The 16,819-nt window shown below is 75.8% G+C and carries 15 protein-coding genes; 5 read left to right on the plus strand and 10 right to left on the minus strand.

Features of this window, described 5'->3' with window-relative positions; genetic code table 11:
* Positions 1-544: 544 nt before the first annotated feature.
* The 4 genes from IEZ31_RS37445 to IEZ31_RS37460 form a co-directional block, all read right to left on the minus strand.
* Positions 545-1,153, minus strand: coding sequence for a response regulator transcription factor (locus tag IEZ31_RS37445; RefSeq protein WP_268241722.1), 609 nt, complete (start codon positions 1,151-1,153; stop codon positions 545-547).
* A 247-nt stretch (positions 1,154-1,400) separates the two neighbouring features.
* Positions 1,401-2,501, minus strand: a complete 1,101-nt coding sequence (locus IEZ31_RS37450) for a sensor histidine kinase (RefSeq protein ID WP_229836227.1) — start codon at positions 2,499-2,501, stop codon at positions 1,401-1,403.
* Positions 2,502-2,514: 13 nt separating this feature from the next.
* Positions 2,515-3,252, minus strand: a complete 738-nt coding sequence (locus IEZ31_RS37455; protein ID WP_190254830.1) for an ABC transporter permease — start codon at positions 3,250-3,252, stop codon at positions 2,515-2,517.
* Complete coding sequence (locus IEZ31_RS37460; RefSeq protein ID WP_190254831.1) at positions 3,252-4,115, minus strand: ABC transporter ATP-binding protein; 864 nt, start codon at positions 4,113-4,115, stop codon at positions 3,252-3,254. The genes IEZ31_RS37455 and IEZ31_RS37460 overlap by 1 nt, the downstream gene beginning before the upstream one ends.
* Positions 4,116-4,204: 89 nt before the next feature.
* Here IEZ31_RS37460 and IEZ31_RS37465 point away from each other — a divergent pair, with 89 nt between their 5' ends.
* Positions 4,205-5,065, plus strand: a complete 861-nt coding sequence (locus IEZ31_RS37465) for a Dyp-type peroxidase (protein ID WP_190254832.1) — start codon at positions 4,205-4,207, stop codon at positions 5,063-5,065.
* Here IEZ31_RS37465 and IEZ31_RS37470 read toward each other — a convergent pair.
* Genes IEZ31_RS37470 through IEZ31_RS37490 form a run of 5 tightly spaced genes read right to left on the minus strand, consistent with a single transcriptional unit; the run spans position 5,048 to position 9,152 of the window.
* Positions 5,048-5,674: a DinB family protein gene (locus IEZ31_RS37470; RefSeq protein WP_190254866.1), complete on the minus strand. Its 627-nt coding sequence runs from the start codon at positions 5,672-5,674 to the stop codon at positions 5,048-5,050. The genes IEZ31_RS37465 and IEZ31_RS37470 overlap by 18 nt on opposite strands.
* A gap of 2 nt (positions 5,675-5,676) precedes the next feature.
* Positions 5,677-6,606 (minus strand): ABC transporter ATP-binding protein, encoded by a 930-nt coding sequence (locus IEZ31_RS37475; RefSeq protein WP_190254833.1) that lies wholly within the window; start codon positions 6,604-6,606, stop codon positions 5,677-5,679.
* Positions 6,603-7,391 (minus strand): ABC transporter permease, encoded by a 789-nt coding sequence (locus tag IEZ31_RS37480; protein ID WP_229836229.1) that lies wholly within the window; start codon positions 7,389-7,391, stop codon positions 6,603-6,605. The genes IEZ31_RS37475 and IEZ31_RS37480 overlap by 4 nt, the downstream gene beginning before the upstream one ends.
* A complete protein-coding gene (locus IEZ31_RS37485; RefSeq protein WP_229836230.1) occupies positions 7,384-8,178 on the minus strand; it encodes an ABC transporter permease in 795 nt (264 codons plus the stop codon). Before IEZ31_RS37485 ends, IEZ31_RS37480 begins: the two co-directional genes overlap by 8 nt.
* Before the next feature lie 11 nt (positions 8,179-8,189).
* A complete protein-coding gene (locus tag IEZ31_RS37490) occupies positions 8,190-9,152 on the minus strand; it encodes a helix-turn-helix domain-containing protein (protein WP_190254834.1) in 963 nt (320 codons plus the stop codon).
* A gap of 71 nt (positions 9,153-9,223) precedes the next feature.
* On the opposite strand from IEZ31_RS37490, the gene IEZ31_RS37495 reads away from it, so the two are divergent.
* Genes IEZ31_RS37495 through IEZ31_RS37510 form a run of 4 tightly spaced genes read left to right on the plus strand, consistent with a single transcriptional unit; the run spans position 9,224 to position 13,322 of the window.
* Positions 9,224-9,661 carry a rhodanese-like domain-containing protein gene (locus IEZ31_RS37495; protein WP_190254835.1) on the plus strand — a complete coding sequence of 146 codons (438 nt, stop codon included), beginning with the start codon at positions 9,224-9,226 and terminating at the stop codon, positions 9,659-9,661.
* A gap of 60 nt (positions 9,662-9,721) precedes the next feature.
* The gene (locus IEZ31_RS37500) at positions 9,722-10,234 is read left to right on the plus strand and encodes a (2Fe-2S)-binding protein (protein WP_373294747.1); all 513 of its coding nucleotides are present in this window, start codon (positions 9,722-9,724) and stop codon (positions 10,232-10,234) included.
* Positions 10,231-11,217: an FAD binding domain-containing protein gene (locus IEZ31_RS37505; RefSeq protein WP_190254837.1), complete on the plus strand. Its 987-nt coding sequence runs from the start codon at positions 10,231-10,233 to the stop codon at positions 11,215-11,217. Before IEZ31_RS37500 ends, IEZ31_RS37505 begins: the two co-directional genes overlap by 4 nt.
* The gene (locus IEZ31_RS37510; RefSeq protein ID WP_229836231.1) at positions 11,214-13,322 is read left to right on the plus strand and encodes a xanthine dehydrogenase family protein molybdopterin-binding subunit; all 2,109 of its coding nucleotides are present in this window, start codon (positions 11,214-11,216) and stop codon (positions 13,320-13,322) included. Before IEZ31_RS37505 ends, IEZ31_RS37510 begins: the two co-directional genes overlap by 4 nt.
* An 80-nt stretch (positions 13,323-13,402) precedes the next feature.
* On the opposite strand, the gene IEZ31_RS37515 is transcribed toward IEZ31_RS37510, so the two are convergent.
* Positions 13,403-16,672 carry a BTAD domain-containing putative transcriptional regulator gene (locus IEZ31_RS37515; RefSeq protein ID WP_190254838.1) on the minus strand — a complete coding sequence of 1,090 codons (3,270 nt, stop codon included), beginning with the start codon at positions 16,670-16,672 and terminating at the stop codon, positions 13,403-13,405.
* Between the last annotated feature and the right edge of the window lie 147 nt (positions 16,673-16,819).

Below are 16,819 nucleotides of genomic sequence, written 5' to 3' on the forward strand. Positions count from 1 at the left end.
CGCGTGCGCGGGCGTCGACGGATCGCGCCTTGCCGCGGTGGTCCCGCTTGCGCGCGCTGCGCGCCGGCCGCTCCCGCGCCGGCCCGCTGGCCGCTCCCGCGCCGGCCGAGCCCGCGCCCGCCTGCTGGCCGCGCGCGCCGGCCCGCTGGCTGAGCCCCGTCCGCGCCCGCGGCCTTCGTCGTCAGCTCCCCCCAGTGCCTCGCCCACCCGTGCCCGCCGGCTGAGCCCCACTCGCGCCCGCGGCCTGCGGCGGCTCCGCCCAGTGGCGCCCGCGCCCGCTGGCTGGGCCCCGTCCGCGCCCGCGGCCTGCGGCAGCTCCGCCCAGTGCCTCGCCCGCCCGCGCCCCGTCCGCCCGCCGCGCGCCGCGGGCCCGCGCGTGTGGGCGATCCGCGGCTCACGCGCTCTCGGCCGCGCCGCCCGCGTGTGGTGGCGCGGCCTGGCCCGCCCCAAAGCTGACCTTGGTGGATTTCCGTTGCCGGGGGACTGAAGAGTTGCCGGGGCGACCGGAACTCACCAAGGTCAAGTTGACCGACTTCGGGCGGGGTCAGAGCCAGCCGTTGGACTGGGCTACGCCGACGGCCTCGATGCGGTTCCGCGTGCCGGTCTTGGTGATGGCGGCCGAGAGGTAGTTGCGCACGGTGCTCTCCGAGAGGTGCAGCCGCGCGGCGATGTCGGCGACCGTCGAGCCGTCGGCGGCCTCGCGGAGCACGTCGCGCTCCCGGTCGGTGAGCGGATCCGGCCCGGCGGCCAGCGCGGCCGCGGCGAGGGCGGGGTCGACGACGCGTTCGCCGGCCAGCACCCGCCGGATGGCCGCCGCCAGCTCCTCGACCGGCCCGTCCTTGACCAGGAACCCGCTCGCCCCGGCCTCCATCGCCCGCCGCAGGTATCCGGGCCGCCCGAACGTCGTCAGGATGAGCACCCGGCACCCGGGCAGCCGCCGCCGCAGCTCGGCCGCCGCGGTCAGCCCGTCACCACCGGGCATCTCGATGTCGAGCAGGGCCACGTCGGGCCGCTCCCGCACCGCCGTCGGCACGACCGCGTCCCCGGTCGCGACCTGCGCGACCACCTCGAGGTCCGGCTCCAGCCCCAGCAGCAGCGCGAGCGCCCCGCGCATCATCCCCTGGTCCTCGGCCAGCAGAATCCGGATCGTCACAGCCGCCCGCCTACCGCCACCGGCCCAAGATACGCGACCCGCGTTCGACGACGACGAAACCGTGAACGGCCCGCGGGAACGAGGCCAGGCAACAAGTCGCGGTGGTGCGGCGCGGTCGCGGCCGTGGGGCAGGTGCGGCGGGCGGTCCAGGCGGCGTGCCGGAGGGACGTCCCCAAGCAGACGCGGTCGAGGCATGCCAGCGTGGCCGTGCGCGGGGAGGCCGTGCGCGGGGAGGCCGTTGGCGGCGTCATGCGGGCGTGGCCAGGGGAACGTTGGCCTGCAGGCTGAAGCCGCCGCCCGGGCGCGGGCCGGTTTCCAGGGTGCCGCCCGCGGCGCGTAAGCGTTCGGTCAGGCCGCGCAAGCCGTTGCCCGGGAGCGTGGACGTGGTGGCGGTGAAGCGGCCGTCGTCGGCCACCGACAGCGTGGCGGCGTCGTCGTCGGTCGTCAGGGTGATGGTGCAGGTCTTGGCCTCGCTGTGGCGCACGACGTTGGTGACGGCCTCGCGGAGGACCCAGGCGAGCAGGTGGTCGGCCGGGTCCGGCAGCGGGGCGGCGGCGCGCTGGACCTCGGCCGTGATGCCCGCGGAGGACAGGGCGCCGCGGGCGCGGGTCAGCTCGGCCGTCAGGCCGCTCTCGCGGTAGCCGGTCACCGCCTCGCGGATCTCGACCAGCGCGCGGCGGCCCACGTCCTCGATGTCGGCGGCCTGGGCGGCGGCCGCGGCCGGGTCGCGCTCGGCCAGGCGGCGGACCACCTCCGCCTTGACCACGATGACGGACAGCGTGTGGCCCAGCAGGTCGTGCAGGTCGCGGGAGAACCGCAGCCGCTCCTCGGCCACGGCCGCGACGGCGAGCGCCTCGCGGGTGCGGTGCAGCTCGGCCACCGTGCGGTTGAGCTGGCGGACCACGGCGACGAGGGCCGAGGACAGCGTCGTCGCGATCAGCGTGGTGGCCAGCTCGGCGGTCGGGACGCCGTGCGCCAGGCCGATCACGGCGATCGCGGCGAGCGCGGCGAGGAACACGGTCAGGGCGGCGACCGGCTTCGGGGCGCCGCCGTAGACGGCGATGCCGCACACCGACACGAACAGCAGCACCACCAGCCAGTGCGAGCCGTGGACGGCGGCGATCGTCAGGCCCAGCGCCGCCACGGCGGCGAAGAACGTGTGCTTGGTGCGGGTGACCTCGTTGCCCTCGAAGCCGAGCGCCGCCGTGTAGATGTAGAGGGCCCAGAAGAGGACGAGGGCCGTCCCGCTCACCGGCCCGCGCACCGTGCTCATCGTGTCGAGCAGCGGGAACGTCCACACCCCGACCCAGATCATCCCCGCGATCGAGGGGCACCATCTCCGGCTCACGTCGTCCACCCTGTCACAGCACCGCGACGCTGCGGGTGGAGCGCCGGTAGCCGAACACGGCGAGCGCCGTGAACGCCACCAGCCACGCGGCGAGCGTCAGCAGGTCGGTCAGCGTGGGCGCGCCGCCGAACGCCACCCGCCAGGCCATGTCGGCGTAGGCGTGCGTCGGCAGCCACCGGCCGACGTCGGCCAGCCAGCCGGGCAGGATGTCGAGCGGGAGCCAGAGGCCGCCGGCGATCGACAGCCCGAGATACACCAGGAGATTCAGCGGCTGGACCGTCTGCGCCGTCGCCAGGCAGCCGAGCGCGATGCCCAGCAGGGCGAAGGGCAGCGAACCCAGCCACAGCAACGGCACGATCGCCAGCCACTGCCCCGGCCGCAGCGACACCCCGTTGACCGCGACGGCCGCCCCGCACAGCGCGAGCACCGGCACCAGCGCCGTGGCGAGGGCCGTGACCCCCTTGCCGAGCACCACCTTCACCGGCGGCAGCGGGGTCAGGCGCAGCTGGCGCAGCCAGCCGATCGAGCGGTCGAGCACCAGCCCGGACGCGTAGTTGAGCAGCGCGCCGATGGCGCCGTAGGCCGCCATCGACACCATCGTGTAGGTGGCGGCGGTGGCCTGGTCCTGGCCGGTGATCGTGGTGAGGTTGGTGAAGAGCAGGTAGCTCAGCAGCGGCATGAAAACGGCGAAGATGAGCAGCCCCGGCATGCGGACCAGCCGGCGCAGCTCCAGGCGGACGTAGGGCAGCATCAGGCCTCCCGGGCGGTCAGGGCGAGGAACGCCGACTCGAGGTCGGCCCCGCCGACCTCCAGGTCGCGCAGCAGCCCGGCGGCGGCGAGCGCGAGGACCGTCTCGTCGGCGTCGGTGGTGGTGAGGACGGCGCGGTCGTTGCGGCGGTGGACGGCGACGACCCCCGGCAGCACCGAATAGTCGGCAGTGGTCAGGGCGACGCTCACCGTCCGCACGTCGACGCGCCGCTTCACCTCGGCCGCGGTGCCGTCGGCGATGACCCGGCCCCGGTCGAGCACCACGATGCGGTCGGCGTTGGCGTCGGCCTCCTCCAGGTAGTGCGTCGAGAACAGCACCGTGCGCCCGTAGCCGCGCATCGCCGCCCAGAACGCCCGCCGCGCGGACACGTCGAGCGCCGCCGTCGGCTCGTCGAGCACGAGCAGGTCGGGCCGGCCGATGACCGCCATCGCGAAGCGCAGCCGCTGCGCCTGCCCGCCGGAGAGCCGCTCGGCCGGCCGGCGGGCCAGCTCGGTGAGGTCGGCCAGGTCGAGCGCCTCGGCGACCGGCATCGGCTTCGGATAGACGTCGTGGAGGAACCGCAGCAGGTCGCCGACGGTCGCGTGCGGCAGCAGCCCGCCGACCTGCGGCATCGCCCCGACCTGCCCGGCCGCGACGGCCGCCGCCGGCGTGCGGCCGAACAGTCGCACGGTGCCGGTGCGCGGCGGCAGCAGCCCGAGCAGCATCAGCAGCGTCGTCGACTTCCCGGCCCCGTTGGGCCCGAGCACGGCGACGACCTCCCCGGCGGCGATCCGCAGCGACACGTCCTCCACGGCCTGCACTGTGCCGTAGGCGTATGACAGTTTCTCGAGCGCAACCGCGTCCATGACCTCACGGTAGGAACGCATCGACGCAGGGTGCAGAGCAGTCGATCCAGCAAACGCGGTGACAAATGTCCTGCCGGTACCATCCGCGCATGGCACCGACCCCACAGCCCGGCATCTTCGCGGCGGCCCTCGCCGAGCACGTCTACCTGGAGCTCGACGCGAGACCGGGCAGCGGCAGGGAAGACCTGATCAGAGCGCTCAACGCGGTGGGCGAGCCGATGCCGGCGACCGGTGCGATCAACGTGGTGGCCGGCCTGCGGCCGTCGCTGTGGGGCAGCGACGCCGGGGACTTCACCGAGCCGGTCACCGGCCCCGACGGCTTCACGATGCCCGCCACCCAGCACGACGCCTGGCTGTGGCTGGCCGGCGCCGACCGCACCGCGCTGTTCGACTACACGCGGGCCGCGCTCGGCGTCCTCGACCCCGTGGTGACGGTCGCCACCGAGGTCGCCGGCTGGGTGTACCACCACGACCGCGACCTGACCGGCTTCATCGACGGCACCGAGAACCCGCCGCGCAGCCTCGCCCCGAGCGTCGCCACGCGCGACGGCACCGCCATCGCGCTCGTCCAGCAGTGGCGGCACGACACCGGCGCCTTCGACGCGCTCAGCGTCGCGGAGCAGGAGCTCGTCATCGGCCGCACCAAGGCGGACAGTGTCGAGCTCGGCGAGGACCGCCAGCCGCCCACGTCGCACGTCTCCCGCACGGTCGTGGAGGAGGACGGCGAGGAGCTGAAGATCTTCCGGCGCAACACGGCCTACGGCACGGTGCGCGACCACGGCACGATGTTCGTCGGCTTCTGCGCGAGCCAGCACCCGCTCGCCGAGATGCTGCGCCGCATGGCCGGGGTCGGCGACGGGGTGCGCGACGCGCTGACCCGCTACACGACCCCGCTCACGGGCGCCTACTACGTGATCCCGCCGGTCGAGACGTTAGCCGCGTTCGGCTAGCGGCCGCCCGTCCCAGCGCCAGTCCTCGCGCGCCGGGTGGCCGGGCAGCTCGGCGCGGCCGGTCGCCCACAGCAGCGCCTGCCACGGATCGTCACCCGGCGGCACCCCGGGGAACAGCCGGTCGAGCACCGCCTGGCACAGGTCCGCCGGAGGCTTCCACGGCCGCCCCACGGTGTCGGCCACGTCCCACGCGTGGACCAGCACCTCGACGACGCCCATCGCCGCGAACCCCTCGGGATCGCTGACGCCGTAGGGGTGGTAGCCGCGCCGGTGCGCCGGGGCCGTGTCGACCACGCCGGCCAGCATCGTGCCGCACGCCTCGAGCACGCGCATGAGGCCCAGCGTGCCGCCCCCGGCCTCGACGAAGATCGTGCTGGAGGGGCCGTCGTCGCGCATCGTGCGCCAGACGATCGGCAGGTAGGCGTCCTGCGGCGGGTCGGCCAGCGCGACCTGACCGGCATAGGCGAACAGGTCGTCCGCCATGTGCTCGATCGTCTCCCAGCACGACCAGGTCAGCGTGCCGGCCGGGCGGCCCCAGCCGTCGTCCGGCACGTCGCCGAAGGCCTCCCGGACCAGCGCCACCGCGCGCAGGACGTCTCCGCCACTCATCGTCACGCCGCCGAACCTAGCAGGTACAGCTGGCGCACCACGGCCTCGATGTCGGGTTCCTCGATCGTGAGGTCGTGGACCTGGACCCGCTCGGCCACCGCGGCCAGCACGGCCGCGACCGTCGACGAGCCCGGGGCGAACGCCAGCCGCTGGCGCAGCCCGCCCGCCTCGGCGCCGATGAACCGCGTGCCGGGCACCCCCGTCAGGTCCGCGGCCGGCTCGGCCAGGTCGAGCACGACGATCCGCTCCGCGCCCACCTGGCCGGCCAGCTCGGCGAGGGTGCCGTCGAAGGCGAGCCGCCCGTGGTCGACGACCAGGATGCGGCCGGTGAGCCGGTGCACGTCGCCCATGTCGTGGGTGGCCAGCAGCAGGCTGGTGCCGTGCAGCTCGCGCTGCTCGGTGAGGAACACCCGCAGCCGCTCCTTGCTCAGCACGTCGAGCCCGATCGTCGGCTCGTCGAGGATGAGCAGCTCCGGCGAGTGCAGCAGCGCCGCCGCCACCTCGCCGCGGATGCGCTGGCCCAGCGAGAGCTGCCGGACCGGGGTACCGAGGAACTCCCCGAGATCGAGGCGGTCGGCCAGCTCGTCCAGCCGGCGCCCGGCGGCCGCCCGGTCCAGGCGGTGGATGGCGGCGAGCGCCCGGTACGAGTCGCGCAGCGGCAGGTCCCACCACAGCTGGCTGCGCTGCCCGAAGACGACGCCGATGCGGCGGGCCAGCTGGCGGCGGTGGCGCAGCGGTTCGAGACCGCAGGTGCGGGCCCGGCCCCCGGTGGGCTTGAGGATGCCGGTGAGCATCTTGATGGTGGTCGACTTCCCGGCGCCGTTCGCGCCGATGTAGCCGACCGCCGCGCCCGCCGGGATCGCGAACGTGAGCCCGTCGACGGCCTTGACCGCCTTGAACCGCCGCTCCAGCGCCTCGACCTCGATGATCATGATCCCGTCCCGGTGTAGTGGCGGAGCCCGGCACGCCAGCCCAGCAGCGCGACCGCCCAGGCCCCGGCCGCGGCGACCGGCGTGCACCAGCCGATCCAGGACGGGAACGGCCCGGGCAGGCCGAGCAGGGTCAGCACCGGCAGGTAGGCGGTGAACGCCGCCGGCACCACGAAGGTGAACAGCACCCGCAGCGGCGTGGTGTAGACGCTCGCCGGGAACTGCGCCGCGTAGCTGCCGCCGTAGACGAACGACGAGGTGAACTCGGCCCCGTCGACCATCCAGAACTGCACCGCCGCCGCGGCGACGAACAGGGCGGCGAAGATGGCGGCGCCGCTCACGATGGTCAGCGCGACGAGCCCGACCGACGCGGGGCTCCAGCCGGGGCCGGTCCGGGCCAGGGCCACGCCCGCGATCACGGATCCGGCGGCGGTACGGCCGAGCCGGCGCAGCGACAGGTCGGCGGTGACCAGCTGGGCGAGGACCGGCAGCGGCCGCAGCAGGAAGGCGTCGAGCGTCCCGGCCCGCAGGTAGTTCGGCAGCGTGTCGAGGTGCCCGACGATGAGGTCGGCGAGGCTGAACGCGATGTGCCCGAGCGCGAACACCAGCAGGGCCGCGTCGAACGCGAGCCCGCCGAGCACCGGCACGTTGGCGAAGATGACGTACAGCTCGGCGAACCCGCTCGCGGTCGCACCGAGGCTGGCGGCGACCTCGATCGCGAACGACCCGCGGTACGCCGTCTGGGAGCGCATCCGCAGTGCGACCAGCGTCAGGTAGGGGCTAGCCACCCTGCACCACCAGGCGGCGCGCGCCGAGCCGGAAGACCAGCGAGCCGGCGGTGAGCAGCCCGGCCAGCCAGGCGGCCTGGACCGCCAGGGCGGCCACCGCCGCACCGCCGGTGACCCGCCCGCCCAGGACGTCCATCGGCACCTGCAGCATCGCCGGGAACGGCGTGGCGGCGGCGAGCGTGGCCAGCCACGGCGGGAACCAGTGCACGGGCACCGCCAGGCCGGTGAGCAGGGCGGTCAGCACCAGGTACAGCGTGGTCGGCCCGCGCAGGTCGAGCAGCCAGAACGCGCTGAGGTTCAGCAGCCAGCGGCAGCCGAACGACACGCCGACGGCGAGCGCGACGCTCACCAGGCCCAGCAGGTACGGCAGCGGCGTCGTGGGCAGCGACAGGCCGGTGACGAGTGCGCCGACGGCGAGCGGCGGCAGGCCGCGCGGCAGGAACACGAAGGCGGCGCGGCCGAGGTCGGCGGCGAGGTACGCGAGCATCGGGTCCACCGGGCGGGCCAGGTCCACGGCGATGTCCCCGGTGCGGATGCGCTGGGCGAGGTCGTTCCAGGCGCCGAGGTGCACCGGCCCGATGAGCGCCTGCCCGAGCCACACGTAGGTGGCGACGCTGCTCGCGTCGTAGCCGCCGAGCGTCCCGCCCGCCACGCCGACGGTCGCCAGGACCACGCCGGCCCGGATCAGGCCGAACACGCTGTTGGTGAACGCACCGGCGAACGCCGCCATCCGATAGGCCGACCAGCGCCGGAAGCCCAGCCCGATGAGCGTCCCCCACGCCGACACGGCGAATGACGCTACCGCACCGCCGCCCCGGCCCGAAACGCATTTCGATACGCCGACGGGGAGGTGCGCATGACGCCCGCGAAATGGTGGCGGAAGGTCACCGGCGTCTCGAACCCGACCGCGGCGGCGATCCGTTCGACCGGCTCGTCGGTGGTCTCCAGCAGCGCCAGGCTGGCCTGCACGCGCTGGCGGACCAGCCAGCGGATCGGCGAGGTGCCGGTGGCCCGGGCGAAGTGCCGCAGGTAGGTGCGCGGCGACATGTGCGCCCGCGCGGCGAGCCCGTCGACCGTCATCGGCTCGGCCAGGTGCTCCAGCGCCCACGCGATGCTGCCGGCGATCCGGTCGTCCTCGGCCGCCGGCGGCATGGGACTCTCGATGTACTGCGCCTGCCCGCCGTCGCGGTGCGGCTGGACGACGAGCCGCCGCGCCACGGCGTTGGCGATCGCGGCGCCGTGGTCGCGGCGGACCACGTGCAGGCACAGGTCCAGCCCGGCGGCGCTGCCCGCGCTCGTCCACACCGGCCCGTCGGCGATGTACAGCACGTCGGGGTCGAGGTCGACGCCCGGGAACCGGCGCCGGAACACCTCCGCGTAGCGCCAGTGCGTGGTGGCCCGCCGCCCGTCGAGCAGCCCGGCGGCGGCGAGCGCGAACGCGCCGGAGCAGATCGACAGGATCCGCGCGCCCCGCTCGTGCGCCTGCCGCAGCGCGTCGAGCACCGTCGGCGGCGGGTCGCCGTGCACGCCCGCGACCCCCGGGACGACGAGGGTGTCGGCGGCCGCGAACTCGGCCAGCCCGTGCGGCGTGCGCAGCTCGGCGCCGCCGAGGACCGGCACCGGGCGGTCGCTCGGTGCGCAGACGATCAGGTCGTACCACGGGATCTCGAACTCCGGGCGGGGCAGCCCGAAGACCTCGGTCACGATCCCGGTCTCGAACATCGACATCCCCGGGAACGCCAGGACCGCCACGCGCCGCATGGCGGGATATTAGCGCACAGCGTCGTGAGCGCCACTGTCGCAGCGCCGGCACGGCGGCGACGATCGACGCCATGACCGACACACCGACCGACGCGATCGCGCACTTCACCGCCCGCCTGACCTACGAGACCGACGTCAGCGACGTCCACGCCCTGCTGGAGGCCGGCACCCCCGGCCTCGTCGTGGTCGACTCCCGCGGCCCCCAGGCCTGGGCCCAGGGCCACGTCCCGGGCGCCGTGCACCTGCCGACGGCCGAGATCGCGCTGCGCGCCCCGGCCGAGATCCCGCGCGACGCCGACGTCGTCACGTACTGCTGGGGCCCCGGCTGCAACGGCGCCACCCGGGCCGCGCTCGAGTTCGCCAGGCTCGGCTACCGGGTGCGCGAGATGCTCGGCGGCTACGAGTACTGGGTGCGCGAGGGCCTGACGTTCCAGACCCGCACGGGCCGCGAGCACCGCCCGGCCGACGACCTCACGGCGCCGCGCCGGGCCGTCTCCTGCGACTGCTGAGCCGGGTGAAGTCGCGCCCCGCCCCGCATCATCCGGCGCGGGGCGGGCAGCACGCCGGGCGTGGTGGACATGCGAACGACGAGCGACCTGACGTTGCACGTCAACGGGCAGCGGCAGCAGCTGCGCACGGACAACCGGGCCACGCTGCTCGACGTGCTGCGCGAGGAGCTCGGGCTGCCCGGCACCAAGAAGGGCTGCGACCACGGGCAGTGCGGGGCGTGCACCGTGCTGCTCGACGGGCGGCGGGTCAACAGCTGCCTCATCCTCGCGGTCAGCGTCGACGCGGCCGCCGTCACCACCGTCGAGGGGCTCAACGACGGCGGCGGGCTGCACCCGGTGCAGGAGGCGTTCGCGGCCCACGACGCGCTGCAGTGCGGGTACTGCACGCCCGGCCAGGTGTGCTCGGCCGTCGGGCTGCTCGACGAGCTGGAGCAGGGCTGGCCGAGCGTGCTCACGAGCACCGGCAAGGTGAGCGTCGAGGACGAGATCCGGGAGCGGATGAGCGGCAACATCTGCCGCTGCGGCGCCTACGTGAACATCGTCGCCGCCGTTGCCGAGGCGGCCGGCCGATGAAGCCGTTCGCCTACGAGCGCGCCGCCGAGCCGGCCGCCGCGGTGGCCACCATGGCCCGGCCGGGCCGGGTGTACCTGGCCGGCGGCACGAACCTCGTCGACCTCATGAAGCTCGGGGTCAGCGCGCCCGAGGTCGTCGTGGACGTCGGCGACCTGCCGTACCGCGACGTCGAGACCCTGCCGGGCGGCGCCCTGCGGGCGGGCGCGCTGGTGTCCAACAGCGACCTGGCGGCCCACCCGGACGTGCGGGTGCGCTACCCCGCGGTGTCGCTCGCCCTGCTCTCCGGCGCCTCCGGCCAGCTGCGCAACCGCGCCACGCTCGGCGGCAACCTGCTGCAGCGCACGCGGTGCCGGTACTTCCAGGACGTCACGAAGGCGTGCAACAAGCGGGTGCCGGGCGCCGGCTGCGCCGCCGTCGAGGGCGAGCACCGCGACCTGGCGATCCTCGGCGCCTCCCGGCACTGCGTCGCCACGAACCCCTCCGACCTGGCCGTCGCACTGTCCATCATGGACGCCCAGGTGGAGTTCCTGGGCCCGCACGGGCTGGACCGGATCAGCGTCCACGACCTCTACCGGCGGCCGGGCGAGCGCCCCGACCGGGACACGAACCTGCCCCGGGGTGCCCTGGTCACCGGTGTGGTACTGCCACCGCTGCCGATGGCGGCCGCCTCCACCTACCGCAAGGTCCGCGACCGCGCGTCGTTCGCGTTCGCCGCCGGCTCGGTGGCGGCGGCCGTCGACGTGCGCGACGGCACCGTCCACGACGTGCGCATCGCCTGGGGCGGGGTGGCCCACCTGCCGTGGCGCGCGTGGGCCGCGGAGCGCGCGATGCGCGGCGCGCCGGCCACCGTGGACACGTTCGCGCGCGGCGCCGACGAGGAACTGCTCGCCGCGCGGCCGCTGCCGGACAACGGCTGGAAGGTCCCGCTGCTGCGCAACCTGACGGTGGCGGTCCTGCGGAGCATGACGGAGGCGGGCTGGTGAGCACCGCGCGGATCCGCCCGGCCGAGGTGCGCAGCATCGGCGTCGCCCAGCCGCGGCTGGAGGCCCGCGAGAAGGTGACCGGCCACGCGCCGTACGCGGTCGACCATCCGGTGCCGGGCGCCGCCCACGCCTGGCCGGTGCTGTCGACCGTCGCCGCCGGCCGGGTGTCCACGGTGGACACCGCGGCGGCGCTCGCCCTCGACGGCGTGCTCGCCGTGGTGTGGCACGGCAGCGCGCCACGGCTGGAGCCGGCCGGCGACCCCGGCCTGCTGGTGCTGCAGTCACCCCGCATCCAGTACCGCGGGCAGGTCGTCGCCCTGGTCGTGGCCACCTCGCTGGAGCAGGCCCGGGCGGGCGCCGAGGCGGTGGTCGTCGACGAGCGGCCCGATCCGGCGGACACCGAGCTGCGGGCCGACCACCCGGCGCTGTACACGCCCGGGACGGTCAACGCCGGCTACCCCGGCACCAGCGAGCTCGGCGACCTCGACGCCGGCCTGTCCGCCGCCGCGGTGCGGGTCGACGCCACCTACCGCACCCCGCCGATGCACCACGTGGCGATGGAGCCGCACGCCGCGACGGCGTTCTGGGAGCGGGGCTGCCTCGTCGTGTTCGACTCGACGCAGTCCTCGACGAGCGTGCGGGACGCGCTCGCCGCGCTGTTCGAGCTGCCGCCGCAGGCGGTCCGGGTCGTCAACGAGCACGTCGGCGGCGGCTTCGGCTCGAAGGGGCCGGGCCGGGTGACCGCGGTCCTGGCCGCGCTGGCCGCCCGGTACGTCGGCCGGCCGGTGCGGCTGGCCATGCCGCGGCAGATGCTGTTCCCGCTGGCCGGGTACCGCACGCCGACCATCCAGCGGGTCCGGCTCGGCGCCGACGAGCACGGCCGGCTGCTCGCGATCGGCCACGACGCGGTGAGCCAGACGTCGAAGGTCGTCGAGTTCGTCGAGCAGACCGCGGTGGTCAGCCGGATGATGTACGCCGCGCCGCACCGCCGGACCACGCACCGGGTCGCGCCGCTCGACGTGCCGCCGCCGACCTGGATGCGGGCGCCCGGCGAGTGCCCGGGCGCGTTCGCGCTGGAGTCGGCGATGGACGAGCTCGCCGCGGCCGGCAACTGGGACCCGGTCTGGCTGCGGCTGGCCAACGACACCCGGGTCGACCCGGAGCTGGGCGTCCCGTTCAGCAGCCGGCACCTCGCCGAGTGCCTGCGCGACGGCGCCGAGCGGTTCGGCTGGGCCGGCCGCGACCCGCGGCCCGCGGTCCGCCGCGAGGGGCGCTGGCTGGTCGGCACCGGGGTCGCCGCGTCGTCGTTCCCGGCGATCACCTGGCCCTCGACGGCGATCGCCCGGGCGACCGCCGACGACCACTTCCACGTCCAGGTGAACGCGGCCGACATCGGCACCGGCGCGCGTACGGTGCTGCGGCAGATCGCCGCCGACGCGCTCGGCGTCGCCCAGCACTGCGTCGAGATCACGGTCGGGGACAGCGCGATCGGGCCGGCGCCGGTCGCCGGCGGCTCGATGGGCACGTCGTCGTGGGGCTGGGCGGTCACCGAGGCGTGCCGGCGGGTCCGCGAGCGCGTCGACCGGGTCCACCACGGGCGGGTGCCGGCCGAGGGCGTGCTCTGCTCCGCCGACACCACCGAGGACGTCGCCGCGCGGGAGGACCTGGCGCGGTACGCCTTCGGGGCCCAGTTCTGCGAGGCGCGCGTCGACGCCGACACGGGCGAGGTGCGGGTGAGCCGCCTGCTCGGGGTCTTCGCGGCCGGCCGGATCGTCAACCCGACCACGGCCCGCTCCCAGCTCATCGGCGGCATGACGATGGGCCTGTCGATGGCGCTCATGGAGCGCGGGGTCATGGACCGGCGCACCGGCGACTTCGTGACGAACGACCTGGCCAGCTACCACGTGGCGGTGAACGCCGACGTGCCCGCGGTCGAGGCGCGCTGGATCGAGGAGGACGACCCGCACCTCAACCCGATGGGCACCAAGGGCATCGGCGAGCTCGGCATCGTCGGTACCGCGGCCGCGGTCGCCAACGCCGTGTACCACGCCACGGGCATCAGGGTCCGCGACCTCCCGATCACCCCGTCCTCCCTCCTCCGCTGACCCTCTCGCGTCGATCTTGCAGTTGTGGTGCCTGACAAACCCGGACATCGCGGGAGTGTCGCGGCACCACAACTGCAAGATCAACGCGTTAGGCGGGTGTTGAGGGACGCTACGCGGTCCTGGGCGCCTACGGCGGTGTAGAGGGACCTCGCCTCGGTCCAGGCCGAGCGGGCCGCCGCGCCGTCCAGTGTGGACTGTGCGTCGCCGAGCGCGGTCAGGGCCGCGGCGAGGAACGACGGCCAGCCCCGCGTGCGCCACAGCCGCACCGACTCGACGAGCAGCGGGACGGCCGCCGCGGGCCGGCCGGCGGCCAGCTCCAGCTCGCCGAGCACCGCGAGGGCGTCGGCGACGTGGTGGGTCATGTTGTACTCCCGGCCCAGCGCGAGGGACGCGGCCGCCGCCGACCGGGCGCGGGTGTCGTCGCCGCGCTTGGCGTGGACCCGGGCGTAGGCGAGCATCGTGAGCGCCTCGGCGTAGTGGTCGCGGTACCGCTCGGAGATCGCCCGCGACTCGTCCAGGAAGGCCAGCGCCTCGTCCAGCCGGCCCATCTCGCCGTGGCCGATGCCGGTGAACTGCAGCACCGCCGCCTCGTAGCGCGGGTTGCCCAGGGCGCGGGCCGCCGTCAGCGCGGCCGCCAGGTGCTCGGGGATCGGCTCGAAGCGGCCCTGCTCGCGGTAGGCGAGGCAGAGCGCGATGTGCGCCCGGGCCTGCCCGCCGAGGTGGCCGGTGGCGGTGGCCAGCTCCAGCCCGCGGCCGGCCGCCGCGACCGCCTCCGCGTGCGCGCCGCGCGCCGACAGGCCCCAGGCCCGCATCACCTCCGCGTCGGCGGTGCCGCGCGGCTCGCCGGCCGCCGTGAACAGCTCGCGGACCCGGTTGCCGTCGGCCTCCAGCCCGGCCATCGCCCCGCCGTCGGCGTGCGTGGTGTTCCAGGCCCGCACCTCGGCCAGACCGCGCAGCATGACCGCCTCGCCGAGCCGGTTGCCGGTCCGCCGGCACAGCAGCATGACCCGCTCGTTCGTGCTGCGCCACGACTCGTACATGCCGCGCAGGTCGAAGTACTTCTCCAGCGAGCCGGCGAGGTCGAACGCCAAGTCGTCGAGGCCGTGGTCGCAGGCCTGGGCGACCGCGGCCAGCAGCGCCGACCGTTCGGCGTCGAACCAGGCGAGCGGGTCGACCCGGGCCGGCAGCGCCACCGGCGTGCGGGCCGCCGGGCCGTGCAGGACCGCGAAGCACGGGCCGGGCACGCCGGGCGCCATCCGCTCGGCCAGCGACAGCCAGCCGCCGAGCCCGCGGGCGAGCACGCGGGCGACCTGGTCCGGCGGCACCAGCGAGCGCGCGTAGAGCCGGACGAGGTCGTGCAGGCGGTACCGCACCTGGCCGATCGCGTCGGTCCGGGCGAGCTGGAGCAGCTGGGCGTCGACGAGGGCGTCGAGCGGCTCGACCGCGTCGTCCGGCGGCACCTCCAGCAGGCACGCGGCCAGCCACACCGGCACGTCGGGCGCGTCGAACAGGCCCAGCATCGCGAGCAGCCGGGCGGCGACCGGGTCGAGGCCGCGGTACGACAGCGTCAGCGAGGCCCGCACCGCGAGGTCGCCGGCGGCGAGCCGGTCGAGGCGGCGGCGCTCGTCGGCCAGCAGCGCGGTCAGGCCGGCGATCCGCCAGCGCGGCCGGGCGGCCAGCCGGGCGCCGGCGACCCGCACCGCGAGCGGCAGGCGCCCGCAGAGCCCGACCAGCTCGGCCGCGCGGTCCGCCTCGGCCGCCACCCGCTCGGCGCCGGCCACCTCGGCGAGCAGCCGCAGCGCGTCGTCCGGCGGGAAGTCGCCGAGGTCGAACCAGCGCGCGCCCTCGACGCCGGCCAGGCGGGCCCGGCCGGTGAGCACGACCGCGCAGCTCGCCGCGCCGGGCAGCAGCGGGCGGACCTGGTCCTCGCCGGCCGCGTTGTCGAGCACGACGAGCACGCGGCGGCCGTTGAGGCGGCTGCGGTACAGCGACGACGCCTCGACGGGGTCGTCGGGCACCGCCTGGCTGTCGACGCCGAGCGCCCGCAGGAACCGGGCCAGCACCTCGGCGGGCGTCGCCGGGGACGGGTCGATGCCGCGGAGGTTCGCGTACAGCTGCCCGTCCGGGAACGCGCCGGCCACGAGGTGCGCCACGTGCACCGCGAACGCCGTCTTGCCGACGCCGCCCATGCCGGAGACCCCGGCCACGGCGAGCGCCGGCCGGGGCGCCGTGAGCAGCTCGACGGCCGCGCCGACCTCGGCGGCCCGGCCGGTGAAGTCCGGGATGTCGGGCGGGAGCAGGGCCGGCACCGTCCAGCGCCGCTCGGCCACCGCGACCACCTCGTGCGGCCCGGGCACCTCCTCGCGCAGCACCCGCACGTGCGCGGCCCGCATCTCCTGGGCCGGCTCCACCCCGAGCTCGTCGACCAGTCGCGCCCGCACCTCGGCGTAGAGCCGCAGCGCCGCCGCCCGCTCCCCACCGCCGGCCAGCAGCAGCACCAGCCGCGCGTGGAGGCCCTCGTGGAACGGCTCGTCGCGGGTCAGCTCGCGCAGCGGCCCGGTCGCCTCGGCGTACCGGCGCAGCTCGATCGCCAGGTCGGCCAGCCGCAGCGCGGCCGCCAGGCGCTGCTGGGCGAGCGCCGTGGCCGCCGGGTGGGCCCGCAGCCGGGCGTTGGCGTCGGCCAGCACCGGACCGCGCCAGCCGCGCAGGGCCTCGTCGAGCAGGCCCAGCGCCTCCTCCGGTCGGGTGCTGGCGGTCTGGGCGACGAGGCCGGCGAACCGGTTCACGTCCACCGCGTCGGCGGGGACGCTCAGCCGGTACCGCCCCTGGGCGAGGGGCAGCACGCCGCCCGCGCCGGCCCGGTCGCCGGCCGGGTCGAGGATCGTGCGGAGCCGGCCGACGGCCGCGTGCACCTGGGTCGCCGCCGTCTTCGGCGGCCGGGGGCCCCACAGCGTCTCCACGATCTCGTCCCGCGACACCGCCTGGTCCACCTGCAGCGCGAGCAGGCCGAGTAGCCCGCGCTGGGCCGAGGTGGCGACGCCGATCGGCTGGCCGGCCCGGGTCACCGCGAGCGGGCCGAGCACGCCGATGCGGGTCGTCTCGCGCCCGCGGCCCGTCCGGTCGAGCACGGCGAGCAGCTCGGCCCGCTCGGCGGGGGAGAGGCCCAGGGCCGCCGCGAGCCGTTCGAGGGACGCCGCGTGCGGGTGGCGCACCCGGTCGCGCTCGATGTCGCGCAGCGCGCGCACGCTCATCCCGCTGCGCGCGGCGAGTGACTCCTGAGTGAGTCCGGCGCGCCGCCGGAAGCGCTCGATGAGGGCGCCGAGCGGCGCTACTTGGGACGATAGCTCCATCCGACGCCTTGGACCGGGTGCCGTGCGGCACGACTCCGGCAGAAATCTGCCGGCGCCGATTCTGCCGGTCGCCGCCCGTGGGGTCTAGGGCCGGTTTCCGGCCGGGCCGCGGGCGATCGCGGCGCCGACGCCCTGCGTGGAGCCGGT

Source organism: Dactylosporangium sucinum, assembly GCF_014647515.1.
GTDB lineage: Bacteria > Actinomycetota > Actinomycetes > Mycobacteriales > Micromonosporaceae > Dactylosporangium > Dactylosporangium sucinum.